This is a genomic window from Phyllobacterium bourgognense (assembly GCF_003337575.1).
GTDB classification, from domain to species: Bacteria; Pseudomonadota; Alphaproteobacteria; order Rhizobiales; family Rhizobiaceae; genus Phyllobacterium; species Phyllobacterium bourgognense.
The window spans coordinates 163,423-181,747 of sequence record NZ_QPJM01000004.1 but is presented as its reverse complement, the minus strand read 5'-3'; the positions used below and the strand labels follow the sequence as shown (position 1 = coordinate 181,747).

Here is an 18,325-nt window from a genome sequence, read left to right as displayed (position 1 = left end):
CAATCAAATCTCCGAAGAAAGTATTCCCGCCTTTTCGCACCATTGCTTGACCGGCGCCAGTGCGGGATGAACGATAACGCGATCAAGATAGGAGCGGATACGCGGCAGATGTTTCAGATAAAAAGACTTTCCGTCGCGCTCGTCGAGCCGAACGAAAATACCGAGTATCTTGGCGTTGCGCTGCGCTGCCATGATGGCGAACGCTTTACGGAACAATGCTTCGTCAAAACCGGGATCAGCCGAACGCCGTTCGTCGACATAGGCGCCAAGCAAATGATCCTGTATGTCCGGGGCAATCGTGACGCGCGCATCGAAGATCAATGACGCAACGTCATAGGCTGACGGTCCAATCATGGCGTCCTGAAAGTCAATAAGTCCGACCCGATTTATACCATTTTCGTTTTCGCGCCATAGGATGTTGGGTGAGTGAACATCGCGCAGGAGAAGGCTTTTCTCCGTATTATTTAGTTGGCTGAATACTTTATCCCATGCGGCCACAAATTCTGCCTTTTGGGCGGGTCCGAGCGCTGCTCCACTTATCCGTGGGACATACCAATCAGACAGAAGCTCGACTTCGATCATCATGGCATCGCGATCGAAATCGTGGATGTGATGGGAAATGCCTTTGCCTAAATCGATATCCCGTGGCCAGGAGTGCTGGTGCAGAGCTGCCAGCAAACGGACCGTTGCTTCATAGCGCTCGAGGATCGGAGCGCCTTCGCCATCCAGTATCCCATCGCTGCCAAGATTTTCCAGGATCAGAAAACCATCGTTTAAATCCTGCGCGTAGATTTTTGGAACCGTGAAGCCGCGCGATGTGAGCAGGCTGTCAAGCGCGACGAATGCATTCACGGATTGGGAAAGGTGCGCGATTTGCATATATGTCTTGCCGCCGCGAAGGACTGGACCACCTGGATTGTAAGGCGAATTCATGAGAATAAACGGATGGCCCTCGCCCATTGCAATGGTTTCGTAACCACGGGCTGAAGCGTCGCCAAGCAGATAGCGCCGCTCAGCCGTGGCGAATCCTTCTTTGGCGAGAAACTCGCGAATCCCCAGGGAGCGTTGCAGCCGCGCCAATGCAGCCGGTTCGCCCTCGATCAATGCCTTCCGACCGTCGCCGTCATTCACAAGCGTCACCTTCAAGCTGGACGCTGAAAGTGCACCCTCCGCCCGTTCCGGCCATTCTACTACAACGGCGCCATCCTCCAGGGCTTCATCAAGACCGAGCTCATCCACCTCATCGGCAGAAGCTAGGCGAAAAAGATCGACATGACTTGTTGGCAGGCGCAACTCCGGATAGGACTGCACGATGGTGAAGGTCGGGCTCGGCACCTCGTAGCCATGGTCATCGGCAATGGTTCGTATCAGTCCCCGTGCGAGCGTCGACTTGCCGGCGCCGAGATCTCCGGACAATGTGACGAGATCACCCTTGCGCAACGCCAGTGCCAGATCCTGGCCGAGCCTCGTCGTATCCTCGGGTGTTGCAAGCTGAATGGAGATCGATGTCATGGAGAGTTTATTCGGCAGCGATACTGAATGTGCGCGCCTCCACCGGGAACCGGCAGGTCACCAGCGTGCCTTTGCCGGCACCGCTATCGATATCGACCGTACCACCATGCAATTCGACGAAACCCTTGACTATGGAAAGTCCGAGGCCGGCTCCACGCTTGCGGCCGCCATTGGGATAGGGCTGGAAGCGCTTGAAGATACTGTCGAGGACATAGTCCGGCATGCCTGGCCCATTGTCCTTGACGCTGAACACCATTTCGGCCTGGTCGCGCCAGCATGCGAGCGTCACAGTGCTGCCTTCAGGCGCATAATTGGCGGCATTGCTGAGAAGATTGGATAGAACCTGCTTGACCCGGCTGGCATCGGCACGAAACGAACCCGTTCCTGGTGCGATGCGGATGTCGAGCAGGATATTATGCTCCCTGAATCGTTCCGCCACTTTCTCGGATGCAGTGGCGATAGCATCGGTGACCGACACATCGCTGATATCGAGTTCCATGATACCGGCATCGACGGTGGCGAGATCGAGAATGTCGTTGACGATCGTCAGCAGCACCGAAGAGGACGTGCCGATGTGATCGAGATAATCGCGTTGACGGTCATTGAGCGGTCCCGTCATCGGCGTCTGCAGAAGTTCGGTGAAGCCGATGATGTTGGTCAAAGGCGATCGCAGCTCATAGGACACATGCTGAACGAAATCATTTTTCAGCTCATCCGTCCGCTCCAGCGCCTCGTTCTTTTCCTTCAGCGCCCGCTCCACTTGCACCGAGTCGGTCACATCAACGAAGGTCAGCATTGTCTGGCCGTTTGGCAGCGGCGCCGTCGCATAGTAGAGAATTTTGCCGGAGCTGAGTTCGAGATGTCCCGAGAGGGACAGGCGCTCGTCGTCAAAACCAGTCACGGTGGTGACAAAGGTTTCCCAATGCGCAGCATCCGAGACCGGTTCACACAACCGGCGAATGGCCGAAATGTGCATACCTTCAGAGATTTGCTCGCGCTTCAGCGACCAGAGGGAAGCGAAAGCAGGATTCGATAGACGAATCTTTCCGTCTGAGCCGAAAACGGCGACGCCTTCCGCCAGATGGTCCAGCGTCTGACCTTGCACCTTTATCAATGTGTTGTAACGGCTTTGCAGCTCGAGCTTCTCAGTAAGGTTTTCGAAGACCCACGTCACTCCGCCCTTTGGCTGCGGATTGACGATGACACGCAGCGTGCGGCCGTCAGTCAGATACCAGATATGCTCCTGCGACTCGACCGAATGATAGGCCGACAAGACCGTTTCCTTCCATCGGCGCCAATCTTGCTGCTCTGGCAGGATTCCATCACTACGAAAGCGATCGAGCAGCATCGCATTGTCAGGGCTACTCTCAAGGAACGCCGCGTCCAGTCCCCACAGCTTGGCAAACGCTTGGTTGTGGAACTGCAGCTTGCGATTGGCGTCGAACATCGCGACAGCAGTATTCAGCTGGTCGAGTGTGTCCGAATGGTTGAGAACTGTTCGCTTGAACTCTTCACGGATAAGTTCGACTTCGCTGACGTCGGTCGCGAGGCCGGCTGAACCCGCGCTACTGGCGACATCGGTGACCCGGAAGACATGACGATCGCCACCAACCACTGTCGAAAGCTGATCCTGGAAGCGCCGGCTTGTCACCTTGTCGCGTTCGATCTTTTCTCGCGCCTGTGCGCCGAACAATTCGCGACCGTCGCGAACCGCAATCTGCGGGTCGCGAACATCGACAGCCTTTGCATAGGCCATATTCACCCAGTTGAGCCGGCCATCACCATCACGGCTCCAAGACGGCATATCGATCGATTCCAGCAAGCCGCGCAGTGTGGTGACGGCCTCGTTAAGCTGATAGTTTTCAGACTTGAGGAGCGCGTGCGCGATCCGGGTCTCACCAAGATTGATGAAACGCACTATTGCATAACCGCCGGAGGTGCGACCCTGGACTTCCAGTGGAGCGCCTTTCGACGTTTCGACGGCAATGTCGAATGGCCGCGCTTTCTCGCGCAAAGCAGAGATGGAACGATCAAGCAACGTAACGGAATCGACACGCAGCCATCGTCCGAAGGCCAAAAACAGCGCGCGGCCTTCTGGCACGCCGATCTCCGGAGGAAGAGTGCCGATGAGATTGGGTGTGCTCGAAGCGCCTTCCCACACGACCACACGCTGATCCTTGAGGTTAAGCAGGGCCTCATTGCGCTGGACCGTCACGTTGAGATCCGCAACCTTGTCACGCAGCTGGCGATTCTCCTGAGCAATACGACCGCGCTCGCGAATAAGCCAGCCAGCGGAAAGCAGCGCTGCACCCATGGCGCCGAGGAAAATAGCGAACTGCACGACTTCGAACGTGCCGACCTCAACGCCAAAGGGCGTCGTGATTTTGCCTAGCGCGTCCTGCGCTCGGGCCGATGGGGAAGACATCAACAGGACCGGCAGGGCCGAACTTGTGCCTTTAGCCAAGATCCTCCGCAGTCTGTTCAGCACCGGTGCGTGTGCTGCATTTTTACTGCGAACATCACCTGTCCCAATTTTCATATCAACCGTCGCTGCCCCATCCTGACGAATGCCGGCTGTTCCCTTCCGCCCGCTTTTTAAGCAAGCGGCCCACCTGGAACGCCGTCATCCCGAATCACTACAATAAACCTTGAGCGAATCGACGGGAAGAACTAGGCACAAAAAAGAAAACCGAAGGATTTGTCAATCCTCCGGTTTCTATATCTTGTGGGTATATACTAGTCAGATCAATATCTGTAGTGGTCTGATTTGAAAGGGCCCTTCGGCGTCACACCAATATAGGCAGCCTGTTCTTCCGAAAGCACCGACAATTTCGCGCCAAGCTTGTCGAGATGCAACCGGGCAACCTTTTCGTCGAGGTGCTTCGGCAGGACATAGACTTCATTCTTGTACTGTTCGCCACGGCTATAAAGCTCGATCTGAGCCAGAACCTGATTGGTGAACGAGGCGGACATGACGAAGCTTGGATGACCCGTGGCATTGCCGAGGTTGAGGAGACGGCCTTCCGAGAGAAGCAGCAAGCGCTTGCCATCCGGGAACGAGATCATGTCGACCTGTGGCTTGATGTTGTTCCACTGGAGATTGCGCAGGGCAACGACCTGAATCTCGTTGTCGAAGTGACCAATATTGCCGACAATAACCATGTCCTTCATCGCGCGCATGTGCTCGATGGTGATGACATCCTTGTTGCCGGTCGTGGTGATGATGATATCGGCAGTCGGGGCCGCGTCTTCGAGCGTCACAACCTCAAATCCATCCATCGCCGCCTGCAATGCACAGATCGGATCGACTTCCGTCACCTTGACGCGGGCGCCGGCGCCAAGCAGCGACTGGGCCGAACCTTTGCCCACATCGCCGTAGCCGCAGACGACAGCGACCTTGCCGGCCATCATGACGTCGGTAGCGCGGCGAATACCGTCCACCAGCGATTCCTTGCAGCCATACTTGTTGTCGAATTTCGACTTGGTCACGCTGTCGTTGACGTTGATCGCAGGGAAAGGCAGCAGGCCCTTCTTCTGCAACTGATACAGGCGATTGACGCCGGTCGTGGTCTCTTCAGTGACACCCTTGATGGCATCGCGCTGCCTGGTGAAGAAGCCAGGCGTTTCTTTCATGCGCTTTTTGATCTGTGCGAAGAGGATTTCCTCTTCTTCGCTCTCCGGCTTCGACAACACATCTTCGCCAGCCTCGGCACGTGCACCGATGAGAATATACATCGTGGCATCGCCGCCGTCGTCGAGGATCATGTTGGAAGGCTGACCATCCGGCCACTGAAATATCTTGTCCGTATAGGTCCAGTACTCTTCGAGTGACTCGCCCTTGACGGCGAACACCGGCGTTCCGGTTGCAGCAATCGCCGCAGCGGCGTGATCCTGTGTGGAAAAGATATTGCACGAAGCCCAGCGGACTTTCGCGCCGAGCGCCTGCAACGTCTCGATCAAGACAGCTGTCTGGATCGTCATGTGAAGCGACCCGGTGATGCGCGCACCCTTGAGCGGCTGCGTCTTGCCGAATTCTTCGCGACTAGCCATCAAGCCCGGCATTTCTGTTTCGGCGATATCCATTTCCTTGCGGCCCCATGCGGCCAGCTCAAGGTCCTTGACGATGTAATCCTGTGTGTCGGCCATCTCTCGTGTCAGCTCCGTCTTTGTTTTCATTTGGCCGCGCGTATTTGATCGGGCGACCGGAGATGAAGTTGACTAGCAGATTAGACCCCGCCGCACAATGGGATATAAAGAAATCCTTATGCGTGCATGTGATTCGGCAAGGAGAGTTGCCTTAATCAGGCTTCTTCGCCGAACTTGTCGGCAATGAGCGCGCCGAGAGCCTTCATCAATTCGCGCGCCTGTACACCAGACGCACTGACTTTGATGCAACACCCGGGAGATGCGGCAAGCATCATCAAGCCCATGATCGAAGTGCCGCCGACGGTCATTCCATCCTTTTCGACGCGGACATGCACGTCGTAGCCATCGACGAGCTGGACGAACTTGGCAGATGCACGTGCATGGAGACCACGCCGGTTGACGATCTCGAATTCCTCGACGAGTGCATTTTCCGGGTCAAACGTACCGGTTGTTTCGGCAGTCAGGCGCATCTATTTCCTCTTTGAGCATAAGCCCTATTTGGCTGTCAGCACCTGACTGGCCACATTGATATATTTCCGTCCTGCATCCTGACCTTCACGCAATGCAGCTGCCATGTCATTAGTAACCCGCACACTGGAAAGCTTGATCAGCATCGGCAGATTAACTCCGGCAATGACTTCGATCCGTCCCGATTCCATCACCGAGATGGCCAGATTGGAAGGCGTACCACCAAACATGTCTGTCAGGATAATAACGCCCGAACCATTGTCGGCACGGGCAACAGCATCGACAATGTCACGCCGCCGCTGCTCCATATCATCATCCGCACCGATCGAGACGGTTTCCAAATATTCCTGCTGGCCGACCACATGCTCCACGGCATGATGAAATTCTTCAGCCAGTCTTCCGTGCGTCACAAGCACGAGTCCGATCATTCTGAAACTGCTCCTGTCGCGCCAGCCCCTTGGGTTTGGGCTTTTTACTGCGCATTGAATGCCCCGTTTGGCAGGTGTCGCATTTTGGCAGGACGAATCGTGAAGGCAAGCGGAAAAATGGCCTGAGCAAGAGGGTCAGTCATTTTATCGCAGTGCAACATTGCAACCATTTGAATCGATTGTCCTATTTTTTCCAGAACGCCCGGAATAGCCTCGCCTCCACGGCCCGGCAGGCTGCTTCCACCTCCCGTTCAGGTAAAATTAGATGTGGCATCGCGACGCCTTCGAGCACTATTCTAGCGTCACCAGCAAATCGAATGGCTTGCTCGGGCTTGGACAGTTCAACGGCAAGATGGATCACGCCGCAAGTCTCAAAATCAACCGTATGCAAGCCCGAGCCGCGCACCTCCACGCCTCCCTGCAGGGAGGCAGGGGCAGTGCAGATCAAGCGGCCGGATATGGCTTGCAAAAGACACTGATCGTCGCAGATCAGGGCGGCAAATGCGCCTCTGTCAGCCGCTCGCCGCACCAGTTCACTGGCGATCGATGATTTACCCGATCCGGAAGGTCCCGAAATCAAGATGCCGCGATCTCCGACGAGGACAGCAGTCGCGTGCACATGCCCACCCGGCTCGACAATCATCAGACCTCGACTGGAATAATGGCGACGAACTTCGCACCGAGATAATTGTCGGGGTCTTTAGGGTCGATGATGTTCTCGGCATTCAAAGTGCCGCCGTGGGCCTCGATTATCTGACGGCTGATGGATAATCCCAGGCCCGAGTTCTGACCGAAGGCCTCTCCGGATGGCCGATCCGTATAAAACCGTTCGAAAATCCGGTCGATCTGTTCTACCCGGATACCTGGCCCGTTGTCTTCGACGGTAGTTCTGATGCGGTCGCCCATATGCTCCAGCGTCACTGTGATGACGCCGTCCTCAACGGGAACGAACGACCGCGCATTTTCGATCAGATTGGAGACGACCTGACCGAGCCGCAGATCATGGCCGGCGACAAAGAAACCCTTCCTGTTGTTCGGCAACTTGCCCACGACCAATTCGATGCGGGTGTCTTTCTTGTTCCGCCGGACCTCGCGCGCGGCGGTGACGAGGTTGCCCAACAGATATTTGAGATCGACGTGCTCGGAATCCTCGCGAGCCAGTTCAGCGTCGAGACGCGAGGCATCGGAGATATCGGTGATCAGACGGTCGAGACGGCGCACATCATGCTGGATCACGTCCATGAGCCGCTTCTTCGACTCTTCGTTTTTGGCAAGTGGCAACGTCTCTACGGCGCTTCGCAACGACGTCAGTGGATTTTTTAGTTCGTGGCTGACGTCGGCGGCAAAGCTCTCAATCGATTCGATGCGGGCGTACAGAGCATTGGTCATGTCGCGGATCGAGGTCGAAAGATGGCCGATTTCATCCTGCCGCTCGGAAAAATCCGGTATCTCCTCGCGGTTTTTCACACCATGACGGACACGATCGGCAGCGGCAGCGAGACGGCGAAGCGGATTGGCAATTGTTGAGGCGAGAAACAGCGACAAAATAGCCATGACCAGTGCGGCAACGGTAAAGACCCGGATGATCGCATAGCGCTCACCCTGAACGATCTTGTCGATGTCACCGCCTTCGGTTGAAAGAAGCAGAACGCCGAGCACGGCACGAAACCGCTGGATCGGCACTGCGACCGAGACGATTTGCTCTCCCTTTTCCGTCATGCGGACAACGGTAGCTGGGGAACCGGTCAGCGCCTTCATGATTTCGGGATAAGACGAACCATTGCCGCCAGGCTGTTCCTGATAAACCGGTAGGTCGCTACGGCGCAAAAGCCGTGTCATGCGATTGGTCAGGCGTTCGAAAAAGCTCGGTTCCTCGCCATCGATCGGCGGGAGTTCGTACCGCAGAACCTGGCCGCGCGAATAGAGATGGCGCGAATCCAGCAGCAGATTGGAATCCCGGTCATAAATGCGGGCGCGTGTCCGTGTTGGCGAGATCAGCCTGCGTAGAACCGGCGCCACGCGCTCCGGATTAATGGGAAAATCGAGATTGTCCAGGACGTCGGGCGACGGCGTAATACTCTGACCAGCCTGCAGTTCCAGCAGCTTCTCTGGGTCGATGGCAATGGAATTCGTATCGACCGTTGCCGATGACGCTATGGCACCAGCGATGATCTCGCCCTGCGTCATCAGGCTCTCGACGCGAGCATCGATCAATCCGTCGCGGAACTGATTGAGGTACATGATGCCGGACAGAAGCACGGCCAGTCCGGCCAGATTGAGAAAAAGAATGCGCCGGGTCAGGCTCGAGAACAGATAGTTGCCAAAGACGCGGTTCAGCGGACGGAAAAAACGGCGCAAAGCCAGCGAACGCTTTCGGCGCATAACGGCGCTTTTGCGCGTGATATTGCCGCCTTGCAGTTCGGCTACCATCTTTGCCTCAGACATCATGATCCGGTTGGCTCATCGCATTCATGCAGCGGCGAGACAACCTTGTTTTACAGCGGATCACGTAGCTTTGAAAGCGCAGGTACGTTTTCGCACTGAAGTCCCCTTGAGAGGAACCAGTCTGACGATCAGGTTTCGCGGAAGCGATAGCCAACGCCGTACAGGGTTTCGATCATGTCGAAATCATCGTCGACGACCTTGAACTTCTTGCGCAGGCGCTTGATGTGACTGTCGATGGTGCGATCGTCTACATAAACCTGCTCATCATAGGCTGCATCCATCAGCGCATCACGGCTTTTGACAACACCCGGGCGCTGGGCCAGCGAGTGCAAGATCAGAAATTCGGTCACGGTCAACGTCACCGGTTCACCCATCCACGTGCAGATGTGACGCTCCTGGTCCATGACAAGTTGGCCGCGCTCAAGTGATTTCGTCTGGGGACTGCCGGGCTTTGCGGCGCTTTCCCTCGCCGCGACACGGCGCAGGACCGCTTTTACCCGCTCGACGAGGAGGCGCTGCGAAAACGGCTTGGTGATGAAATCGTCGGCACCCATCTTGAGGCCGAACAGTTCGTCGATCTCATCGTCTTTGGAGGTTAGGAAAATGACGGGCAAATCGGACTTTTGACGCAGACGACGCAGAAGTTCCATCCCATCCATGCGCGGCATCTTGATGTCGAAAATGGCGAGATTCGGCGGACGGGCCATCAAACCATCGAGTGCAGAGGCACCGTCGGTATAGGTTTCGACACGATAGCCCTCCGATTCAAGCGCGATCGATACGGATGTCAGAATATTGCGATCGTCGTCGACGAGCGCGATAGTCTGCATTGCGGGTACTTCCCTCATGCCCTGCCTTTCATGTCATCAAAACAACTGTGCTTGTGCCGGACAAATTAGGTACAAAATGTGGCACAGATCGCGAGTCGTGTCATCCCTGCCGGATTCACTTGCTTTTACGCTTACGGAAGGATGACCAAAATTTCCCTTATCTAAAACGATTTAAAAAAATTTAAATTCTTTAAATCGATTAAACGTTTGATACTATTCAGTATTTCTGCTTTTGAACATGAGTAGCCGCATTCATGCTGGAAGATGCAGGAAGCAGCACGTGTTAACTTGACCCCTCAACGCATTCTTAAACAATGGCGGACACATGACTAGAGAGACCGGTATTCACAACGCGACGATCGCGCTCGGCACCTCAGGCTTGAAGGATGTTTCGGCGGTCTATTATAATCTGGGGGCCGCGGAACTCTACGAGGAGACCTTGCGCAGAGGCGAAGCGGAGCTGACGGCGCAGGGTGCGCTTGTTGCTCGTACCGGCCAACATACCGGGCGCTCGCCAAAGGACAAATTCGTCGTGCGCGACGCGTCAACCGACGCTCATGTCTGGTGGGACAACAACGCGCCGATGTCACCTGAGGCATTTGAGCTGCTCTATGCAGATTTTATTGAGCAGGCAAAGGGCAAGGAACTGTTTGTCCAGGATCTCATCGGTGGTGCCGATGAAGAGTACAGGCTGAATACGCGCGTCATCACTGAATTCGCCTGGCATTCGCTGTTCATCCGCAATCTGCTGATCCGTCCGGACCGTGCCGCCTTGGCTGATTTCGTGCCGGAGATGACGATCATCGACCTTCCGTCCTTTCGTGCCGATCCCGCAAGACACGGCACGCGATCGGAGACAGTAATCGCTGTCGATCTCAATCGCATGATCGTGCTGATTGGCGGTTCCGCCTATGCCGGCGAGATGAAAAAGTCCGTCTTCACGGCGCTCAATTATATTCTCCCGACCAAGGGCGTCATGCCGATGCATTGTTCGGCCAATGAGGGTCCGGACGGCGACACAGCCGTCTTTTTCGGTCTCTCCGGTACGGGCAAGACCACGCTCTCGGCCGATCCCACCCGTACGCTGATCGGCGATGACGAACATGGCTGGGGCGAGAACGGTGTCTTCAATTTCGAGGGTGGTTGCTACGCCAAGACCATTCGCCTTTCCGCCGAGGCGGAACCGGAAATCTACGCGACGACACAGCGTTTCGGCACTGTGCTTGAGAATGTTGTTCTCGACGAAAACCGGGAGCCCGATTTCAACGATGGTTCGCTGACGGAAAATACGCGCTGCGCGTATCCCCTCGACTTCATCCCGAATGCATCGAAGACCGGCAAGGCAAGCCATCCGAAAAACATCATCATGTTGACCGCCGATGCCTTCGGCGTCATGCCTCCCATCGCCAAACTTACCCCGGCGCAGGCAATGTATCACTTCCTCTCCGGCTACACCGCCAAAGTCGCCGGTACGGAACGCGGCGTGACCGAACCCGAGGCAACGTTCTCGACGTGTTTCGGTTCGCCTTTCATGCCGCGTCATCCGTCGGAATATGGCAACCTCCTGCGGCAGCTGATCGCCGATCACAACGTTGACTGCTGGCTCGTAAACACAGGCTGGACTGGCGGTGCCCATGGCACAGGCAAGCGCATGCCCATCAAGGTAACGCGGGCGCTGCTTGCGGCGGCGCTCGATGGTTCGCTAAAGAACGCGCAGTTCCGGACAGACCCGAATTTTGGTTTCGCAGTACCTGTTGCTGTGCCGGGCGTCGATGATGCGATCCTCGATCCCCGCTCGACCTGGGCGGACAAGCCTGGCTATGATGCCCAGGCAACAAAGCTGGTTGATATGTTTATTCGTAACTTCGGCAAGTTCGAAGGCCACGTTGACGGTGACGTCAGGGCGGCAGCTCCGCATACCCCGGTCGCTGCGGAATAATCGCCTGTTTTTTCAAATCAAAACCCCGCTGTCGCCCAGCGGGGGTTTCTTGCGTTTTTGCGGCACTGAGCGGTGCTTTCCGCGAATCAAAGATTAGGCTACCAATTCTTTTATGGAAGAGAGCCGCAGCCGGATCAGAATAAGCAATAGAATCTGGATCGACGAGGACGATCTGGAGGAAAGCTTCATTCGCTCTGCCGGCCCCGGCGGACAAAATGTCAACAAAGTCTCGACGGCTGTACAACTGCGATTCTTGGCGGCACGCGCCGGTTTACCAGACGATGTTTTTGCGCGCCTCATTAAACTTGCGGGCCAAAGGGCGACCAAAGACGGCGATGTGCTTATCGAGGCCAACCGTTTTCGCACGCAGGAGCGCAACAGGCAGGACGCGCGCGAGCGCATGATTGCGCTGATTGCCAAGGCCGCAGAACCGCCACCGCCACCACGCAAGAAAACCAGACCAACAAAGGGATCGATCGAGCGCCGTCTCAAGGAAAAATCAGGTCGGGCCGATGTCAAAAAGATGCGTGGCAAGGTGAAGGGAGATTAGAGTCAGGACCTGCAATAGAACGAATATTAACCGCAGGTATTAATCTTGGCTTTTCAACTGCTTCACGTAATGCCACAACACTATTTCGGTTTGAACAATCAACAGGAGCCAGACATGGGACTATTTGATTTCGTTAAATCCGTAGGCAAGAAAATCGGTATCGGCGACGACGAGCCAAGTGCCGATGCGCTGAAGAAGGAACTCGATTCCCACAAGCTTGGTACCGAGAATGTCCAGGTGGTGGTTGAAGGTGACAAAGCAGTTCTGAAGGGCAATGTCACCAATCAGGAAATACTCGAAAAGGCGATCATCGCCGTCGGAAATTCCCTCGGCATCTCCAAAGTCGAGACCGAAGGGCTTAAGGTCGATGAAGTCGCCACCGGCTCCGTCGCCAAGGAACCGGTGTTCTATACGGTAAAGAAGGGCGACAATTTGTGGAAGATCGCCGAGTCGCAGTATGGCAAGGGCAAGGGTGCGAAGAATACAATCATCTTCGAAGCCAACAAGCCGATGCTTACTCACCCAGACAAGATTTATCCAGGTCAGGTCCTAAGAATCCCCGAACTCGGCTGATCGCATTTCCGTTGCCAAACGGCCCGGCTCCCTATTGCGGCCGGGCCTTTGAATTTTGAATAGTTGGATAGATGATGCTTTTGCTGGCCCCCGGCATTCGCTACTTCCCCGAACATTTTGATCCGGCCGAACAGGCTGCGCTGGTCCAGGATATCCGGGCTGTCGTCACGGAAGCACCGCTTTACGTTCCTGCCATGCCGAAAACCGGCAAGGAAATGAGCGTCCGCATGACGAATTGCGGTGTGCTCGGCTGGGTTACGGACAAGGAAGGCGGCTATCGTTATCAGGCAGTCCATCCTGTGACGCGAAGACCTTGGCCTTCTATCCCACAGCGCCTGCTCGATCTCTGGCGGGAAGTCGGCGATTTTCCGCTTCTGCCGGAGGCGTGCCTCGTCAACTTCTATTCGGAAACAGCGAAAATGGGCCTGCATCAGGATCGCGATGAGCAGAATTTGAACGCGCCGGTTGTTTCAGTCTCGCTCGGAGATGCGTGCCTGTTCCGTTTTGGCGGGACGAACCGCAACGACAAGACGCAGTCCATCCGACTGTCGAGCGGTGATGTGATCGTGCTTGGCGGGGAAGGCCGCATGGTGTTTCACGGCGTCGATCGCATTTATCCCGGCACTTCGACGCTATTGAAAAATGCGGGCCGCATAAACCTGACGCTTAGAAGGGTCACAGCTTCCTGAGCGCAACTTCCTCGACAAGATGATTATCACCCTTGCGTAGAATGAGATCAGCGCGCGGCCGTGTCGGCAGAATGTTCTCCCGCAGGTTCTTCAAATTGATGTTTGCCCAAAGGCTTTCGCCGATGGCCAGCGCGGAATCATCCGAAATCGTCGAATAGCGATGGAAGAACGAGCTCGGATCCTTGAACGCTGTCTCCCGCAAGCGCATGAAGCGGCTGATATACCATTTGTGTATCTGCTCTTCATCGGCATCGATATATATTGAAAAGTCGAAGAAATCCGACACGAATGGCACCATTTTGCCGTCCTCAGGCAGATCGCGGACCTGAAGCACATTGATCCCTTCGAAAATCAGGATGTCCGGCGCATCGACGGTCTGATAGCGGCCCGGCAGCACATCATAGGTCAGGTGCGAATAAAGCGGCGCGTTGACGTTGCGCTGGCCGGCCTTGATCTGCGAGAGGAACCGCAACACCATGCCGACATCATAACTCTCGGGAAAACCTTTACGCTCCATCAAGCCTTTGGCTCGAAGGACCTCATTCGGGTAAAGGAACCCATCTGTGGTAACCAGATCGACCTTGGGGCTCGATGGCCAACGGGCAAGCAATTCTTTCAGTACGCGCGCGGTGGTGGATTTGCCAACGGCTACCGAGCCCGCAATGCCGATAATGAACGGTGTCTTGAATGCGTCTCCGGTATTGAGGAATTGGCGGCGCTGATAGAATAGCAGCTGGCTCGCCTCGACATGCGCCGACAACAGCCGCGACAGCGATAGGTAAATTCTGCTCACCTCGTCGAGATCGATCGGATCGCCGAGAGAGCGGAGCCGCTTGACCTCATCATAGGTTAGCGTCAGTGGCGTATCCGCGCGAAACTCAGCCCACCTCTCGGCACTATAAAACCGATAAGGCGAAAACTCGCTGGGTGCCAACTGATCCACGACATCCTCTCCCGTCTGCCGTTCAAGAGCCGGAGCTTTAAACATGATCAGTCATGTCCTCGTGCGGCTTTTTCCTCAAGTCCGGTCTGCGCCGTTCTCCGCTCCAACTCTTCCAGCACTTCTCCGAGTTTTATGCCGGAGATCCCGAGAACAACGAGAAGATGATAGAGCAAATCGGCGCTTTCCGAAATAAGACCCTTCCTGTCGCTGGAGACGGCGGCGATGACGGTTTCAACCGCTTCCTCTCCCAGCTTCTGGCTCGCCTTGCCGATGCCCTTGGCATAAAGGCTGGCCGTATAGGATTTGGTGTCTGCTGATGTGGCGCGTTCCGCCACGATGCGTTCGAGATCAGCAAGTGTGAATGAACTCATTAGATCTAGTTCTCCAGTCAGCGGACAGGATCAAGGCGCATCGGGATACCCGCCGCTGCCATGTGGGCCTTAGCTTGCGCGATCGTATAGGTGCCAAAGTGAAAAATGGAAGCGGCCAACACCGCCGAAGCGTGGCCTTCGAGAATGCCTTCAACCATGTGGTCGAGATTACCAACACCGCCGGAAGCGATAACCGGGACACGAACCGCATCGGCAATCGCCCGCGTGACGGGAATGTCGTAACCGATCTTCGAGCCATCACGGTCCATCGAGGTCAGCAGAATTTCGCCCGCACCAAGATCGACCACCTTGCGCGCAAACGCGACGGCATCGATGCCAGTCGCCCGTCTTCCGCCATGGGTAAAGATTTCCCAGCGCTCGGCCTCGTCCTCGCGCGATACCTTCTTGGCATCGATGGCGACGACGATACATTGATTGCCGAACTTGTCGGCGGCCTCGGCAATAAAGTCGGGATTGTCCACGGCTGCGGTATTAATCGATACCTTGTCGGCACCCGCCAGCAAGAGCTTGCGGATATCGGCGACGGTACGCACCCCTCCGCCGACCGTCAGCGGCATGAAGCATTGCTCGGCGGTGCGAGCCACCACATCGAAAATTGTCTCGCGATTGTCGGAAGAAGCTGTGATGTCGAGGAAGCAGAGTTCGTCTGCCCCGGCAGCGTCATAGGCCTTCGCTGCCTCGACCGGGTCGCCGGCATCGATGAGATCGACGAAGTTTACGCCCTTGACGACACGTCCGTCCTTGACGTCGAGGCAGGGAATGACGCGAGCTTTGAGGGTCATGCGGCGCGCTCCCTTGCATCGCGAAGCACCTGTAATGCTTCTGCAGGATCGATACGCCCGTCATAAAGCGCGCGGCCGGAAATCGCGCCTTCGAGCTTTTGTGCGTCGGGCATGGTCATGCGAACGACATCGGCGATGGACGCAAGGCCGCCGGAAGCGATGACCGGGATCGAGGTAGCTTCGGCAAGTTGCAGTGTCGATTCCCAGTTGATGCCCGTAAGCACGCCGTCGCGATCAATATCTGTGTAAATGATCGCCGCGACACCGGCGCCTTCGAACTTTTTCGCCAGCTCGATCACACCCAATGTCGACGCCTCGGCCCAGCCCTCAACGGCGACCTTGCCGCCTTTGGCGTCGATGCCCACCGCAACCTTGCCTGGAAAGCGGTTGCAGGCCTCGATCACCAGCGCCGGATCGCGCACGGCAACCGTGCCGAGGATGACGCGGGACAGGCCTTTCGCCAGCCAACTTTCGATATGATCGAGTGTGCGGATGCCGCCGCCAAGCTGTACAGGATTTTTCGTCGCCTTCAGGATCGCGTCGACAGCAGCGCCATTGATCGATTGGCCGGCAAAAGCGCCGTTAAGGTCAACCACATGCAGCCACTCAAACCCTTGATCTTCAAAGACTTTGGCCTGAGCGGCCGGGTCGGCGTTGTAGACCGTCACCTGATCCATGTCGCCAAGTTTCAACCGCACGCACTGGCCGTCTTTCAGATCGATTGCCGGAAAAAGGATCACGGATTCCACCTTAAAAAATTGGCGATGAGAGCGAGGCCCAGCGCCTGACTCTTTTCCGGGTGAAACTGTGTCCCCGCCATGTTGTCATTGGCTACGGCAGCGGTAACCGGCCCGCCATAGTCGGTGACGGCGACGACATCATTTTCCATCTCGGCATCTAGAAAGTAGGAATGGACAAAATAGGCATGCAGGCCTTGCGGCCCGGTCTCAATTCCGTCGAACAATGGATGCGGACGAGTAAGCCGGATCGTGTTCCAGCCGATCTGCGGAATTTTCAACGCCGGGTCCGATGGCACCATCTCGCGAACGTCGCCCTTGATCCAGTCAAAACCGGTCGAAATGGTCTTTTCCAGCCCGCGCGACGACATCAGCTGCATGCCCACGCAAATCCCGAGAAACGGCCGCGCTTTTTCCACGGCTACTTCATGGATGGCCTCGACCATGCCGTTGACGGCATGGAGCCCACGGCGGCAATCGGCATAGGCGCCAACGCCCGGAAGGACGATGCGATCAGCCGTACGGACCCGGTCAGCGTCGGCTGTCAGATCGATGCTCGCATCCACGCCACTTTCCCGCGCAGCGCGCTCGAATGCCTTTTTTGCCGAGCGGAGATTGCCCGAGCCATAATCGATGATGGCGACGCGCATGCTCAGTTTTCTCCGCGGTGGCTGACGAGTCCGACCATGCCGCTGAGCACCGGCTTGTGGGCTACTTGCAGCGAAGGTACCGCCGGGTGAGCGCGCACAGGTACTTCAGGCGATGAAACGAAGTTTTCGCCAAGGAACCAGGCCGTTTCAGCATCGTCTGCATTGCGCGCATTGACAACGCCGAGCTCGCTGAAGCCGCGACGTTCAAGGGCCGCGATGCGCCAATTATTGCCTTCAAAGCCTACGAGGAGCGAAAGCAACGCTGTGATAAATCCAGCCATGTCTTCATGGCCAGTATAGGTACCCACACCAGAAATCACGACCATCAATCCAAAAACGGCTGCCGCTTCGAACCATAGCCGCTGCACCAGCAGCCAGGGAACAGTCAGGATAAAGGCAAGCAAGGCAAAGCCGTCCCTGACGAAGACGGTTTTGTCATCGTCACGCTGGCCGTCCAGCTCAGGTGCCAACACAATGAAACTGGCCATGTTTCAGCCTTTCAAAGTACCCTTGGTGGATGGAATAGCATCCTTCTGCCGGGGATCGGTTTCTATGGCGTGCCGTAACGTGCGCGCGACCGCCTTGAAGCAGGTCTCGGCGATATGGTGATTGTTGGCGCCATAAAGGTTCGATACGTGCAATGTCATTCCGGCATTCTGCGCCAGCGCCTGAAAGAACTCACGGACTAGTTCCGTATCGAAGGTGCCGATTTTTGCCGCGGAGAACTCCACTTGCCATACGAGAAACGGGCGGCCCGAGATATCGAGGGCAGCGCGAGTCAGCGTTTCATCCATGGCGAGATCCAGCGAGGCGTAACGGGTGATGCCGCGGCGATCACCCAGCGCCTTGGCAATAGCCTGGCCGATGGCGATACCCGTATCTTCCACTGTGTGGTGATCATCGATATGCAGGTCGCCCTTGGCTTTGATATCCATGTCGATCAGAGAGTGACGGGAGAGCTGCTCCAGCATATGGTCAAAAAAGCCGACGCCAGTAGAAATATCGAACGCCCCGGTACCATCCAGATTGACCGAAACGGCAATGCTGGTTTCCTTGGTGCTTCGCTCGATCTTCGCGGTGCGTGTGTTGACGCTTGTCATTACTGTTTCCCGCCACAGGGGTTTGTAAAAAACCGTTCCAAATGAGGCCTTCTAAAACACGAACGGCGAATCTCCAAATGCTTTGATGGCGCAGACCAAGGTCGTGACCCGAGCAGCATTTGCAATTCTGCGAGCGCTTCA

At 56.2% G+C, this 18,325-nt stretch carries 19 protein-coding genes; 4 read left to right on the top strand and 15 right to left on the bottom strand.

The annotated features are described in order from the left end of the window. Positions 1 to 3: 3 nt before the first annotated feature. The 8 genes from tsaE to C7476_RS09635 all read right to left on the bottom strand — a co-directional run bounded on the left by tsaE (position 4) and on the right by C7476_RS09635 (position 9,847). Entirely contained in the window at positions 4 to 1,512 is a 1,509-nt protein-coding gene (gene tsaE, locus C7476_RS09670) for a tRNA (adenosine(37)-N6)-threonylcarbamoyltransferase complex ATPase subunit type 1 TsaE (protein WP_114429718.1), read from the bottom strand. Between the two features lie 7 nt (positions 1,513 to 1,519). Further along, a complete protein-coding gene (locus tag C7476_RS09665; protein WP_245426268.1) occupies positions 1,520 to 3,937 on the bottom strand; it encodes a sensor histidine kinase in 2,418 nt (805 codons plus the stop codon). A 320-nt stretch (positions 3,938 to 4,257) separates the two neighbouring features. Next, positions 4,258 to 5,658 (bottom strand): adenosylhomocysteinase, encoded by a 1,401-nt coding sequence (ahcY, locus tag C7476_RS09660; protein WP_114429716.1) that lies wholly within the window; start codon positions 5,656 to 5,658, stop codon positions 4,258 to 4,260. Between the two features lie 155 nt (positions 5,659 to 5,813). Next, positions 5,814 to 6,128: an HPr family phosphocarrier protein gene (locus C7476_RS09655; RefSeq protein WP_114429715.1), complete on the bottom strand. Its 315-nt coding sequence runs from the start codon at positions 6,126 to 6,128 to the stop codon at positions 5,814 to 5,816. A gap of 24 nt (positions 6,129 to 6,152) precedes the next feature. Next, positions 6,153 to 6,554, bottom strand: coding sequence for a PTS sugar transporter subunit IIA (locus C7476_RS09650; protein WP_112524863.1), 402 nt, complete (start codon positions 6,552 to 6,554; stop codon positions 6,153 to 6,155). A gap of 184 nt (positions 6,555 to 6,738) precedes the next feature. Next, on the bottom strand, positions 6,739 to 7,197 hold the full coding sequence (locus C7476_RS09645) for an HPr kinase/phosphorylase (protein ID WP_114429714.1): 459 nt from the start codon (positions 7,195 to 7,197) through the stop codon (positions 6,739 to 6,741). Next, a complete protein-coding gene (locus tag C7476_RS09640; RefSeq protein WP_114429902.1) occupies positions 7,197 to 8,984 on the bottom strand; it encodes a sensor histidine kinase in 1,788 nt (595 codons plus the stop codon). The genes C7476_RS09645 and C7476_RS09640 overlap by 1 nt, the downstream gene beginning before the upstream one ends. 143 nt (positions 8,985 to 9,127) lie before the next feature. Then, positions 9,128 to 9,847 (bottom strand): response regulator transcription factor, encoded by a 720-nt coding sequence (locus C7476_RS09635; protein ID WP_181872396.1) that lies wholly within the window; start codon positions 9,845 to 9,847, stop codon positions 9,128 to 9,130. Positions 9,848 to 10,154: 307 nt separating this feature from the next. Here C7476_RS09635 and C7476_RS09630 point away from each other — a divergent pair, with 307 nt between their 5' ends. From C7476_RS09630 to C7476_RS09615, 4 genes are all read left to right on the top strand, one after another. After that, entirely contained in the window at positions 10,155 to 11,768 is a 1,614-nt protein-coding gene (locus tag C7476_RS09630; protein ID WP_114429712.1) for a phosphoenolpyruvate carboxykinase, read from the top strand. A 112-nt stretch (positions 11,769 to 11,880) separates the two neighbouring features. Next, on the top strand, positions 11,881 to 12,318 hold the full coding sequence (gene arfB / locus C7476_RS09625; protein ID WP_112524869.1) for an alternative ribosome rescue aminoacyl-tRNA hydrolase ArfB: 438 nt from the start codon (positions 11,881 to 11,883) through the stop codon (positions 12,316 to 12,318). A 114-nt stretch (positions 12,319 to 12,432) separates the two neighbouring features. Beyond that, positions 12,433 to 12,891, top strand: a complete 459-nt coding sequence (gene lysM, locus C7476_RS09620; RefSeq protein ID WP_114429901.1) for a peptidoglycan-binding protein LysM — start codon at positions 12,433 to 12,435, stop codon at positions 12,889 to 12,891. A 74-nt stretch (positions 12,892 to 12,965) separates the two neighbouring features. Further along, positions 12,966 to 13,580: an alpha-ketoglutarate-dependent dioxygenase AlkB family protein gene (locus tag C7476_RS09615; RefSeq protein WP_114429900.1), complete on the top strand. Its 615-nt coding sequence runs from the start codon at positions 12,966 to 12,968 to the stop codon at positions 13,578 to 13,580. Here C7476_RS09615 and coaA read toward each other — a convergent pair. Genes coaA through hisB form a run of 7 tightly spaced genes read right to left on the bottom strand, consistent with a single transcriptional unit; the run spans position 13,567 to position 18,184 of the window. Continuing rightward, the gene (coaA, locus tag C7476_RS09610) at positions 13,567 to 14,568 is read right to left on the bottom strand and encodes a type I pantothenate kinase (protein ID WP_181872395.1); all 1,002 of its coding nucleotides are present in this window, start codon (positions 14,566 to 14,568) and stop codon (positions 13,567 to 13,569) included. The genes C7476_RS09615 and coaA overlap by 14 nt on opposite strands. A gap of 2 nt (positions 14,569 to 14,570) precedes the next feature. Further along, positions 14,571 to 14,894, bottom strand: a complete 324-nt coding sequence (locus tag C7476_RS09605) for a phosphoribosyl-ATP diphosphatase (protein ID WP_114429711.1) — start codon at positions 14,892 to 14,894, stop codon at positions 14,571 to 14,573. A 17-nt stretch (positions 14,895 to 14,911) separates the two neighbouring features. Beyond that, a complete protein-coding gene (gene hisF, locus C7476_RS09600) occupies positions 14,912 to 15,697 on the bottom strand; it encodes an imidazole glycerol phosphate synthase subunit HisF (RefSeq protein ID WP_114429710.1) in 786 nt (261 codons plus the stop codon). After that, positions 15,694 to 16,437 (bottom strand): 1-(5-phosphoribosyl)-5-[(5-phosphoribosylamino)methylideneamino]imidazole-4-carboxamide isomerase, encoded by a 744-nt coding sequence (gene hisA / locus C7476_RS09595; RefSeq protein ID WP_114429898.1) that lies wholly within the window; start codon positions 16,435 to 16,437, stop codon positions 15,694 to 15,696. The genes hisF and hisA overlap by 4 nt, the downstream gene beginning before the upstream one ends. Then, complete coding sequence (gene hisH / locus C7476_RS09590; RefSeq protein ID WP_114429709.1) at positions 16,434 to 17,084, bottom strand: imidazole glycerol phosphate synthase subunit HisH; 651 nt, start codon at positions 17,082 to 17,084, stop codon at positions 16,434 to 16,436. Before hisH ends, hisA begins: the two co-directional genes overlap by 4 nt. 2 nt (positions 17,085 to 17,086) lie before the next feature. Continuing rightward, positions 17,087 to 17,572, bottom strand: coding sequence for a DUF2628 domain-containing protein (locus C7476_RS09585; protein ID WP_114429708.1), 486 nt, complete (start codon positions 17,570 to 17,572; stop codon positions 17,087 to 17,089). A gap of 3 nt (positions 17,573 to 17,575) precedes the next feature. After that, positions 17,576 to 18,184, bottom strand: coding sequence for an imidazoleglycerol-phosphate dehydratase HisB (gene hisB, locus C7476_RS09580; protein WP_114429707.1), 609 nt, complete (start codon positions 18,182 to 18,184; stop codon positions 17,576 to 17,578). Between the last annotated feature and the right edge of the window lie 141 nt (positions 18,185 to 18,325).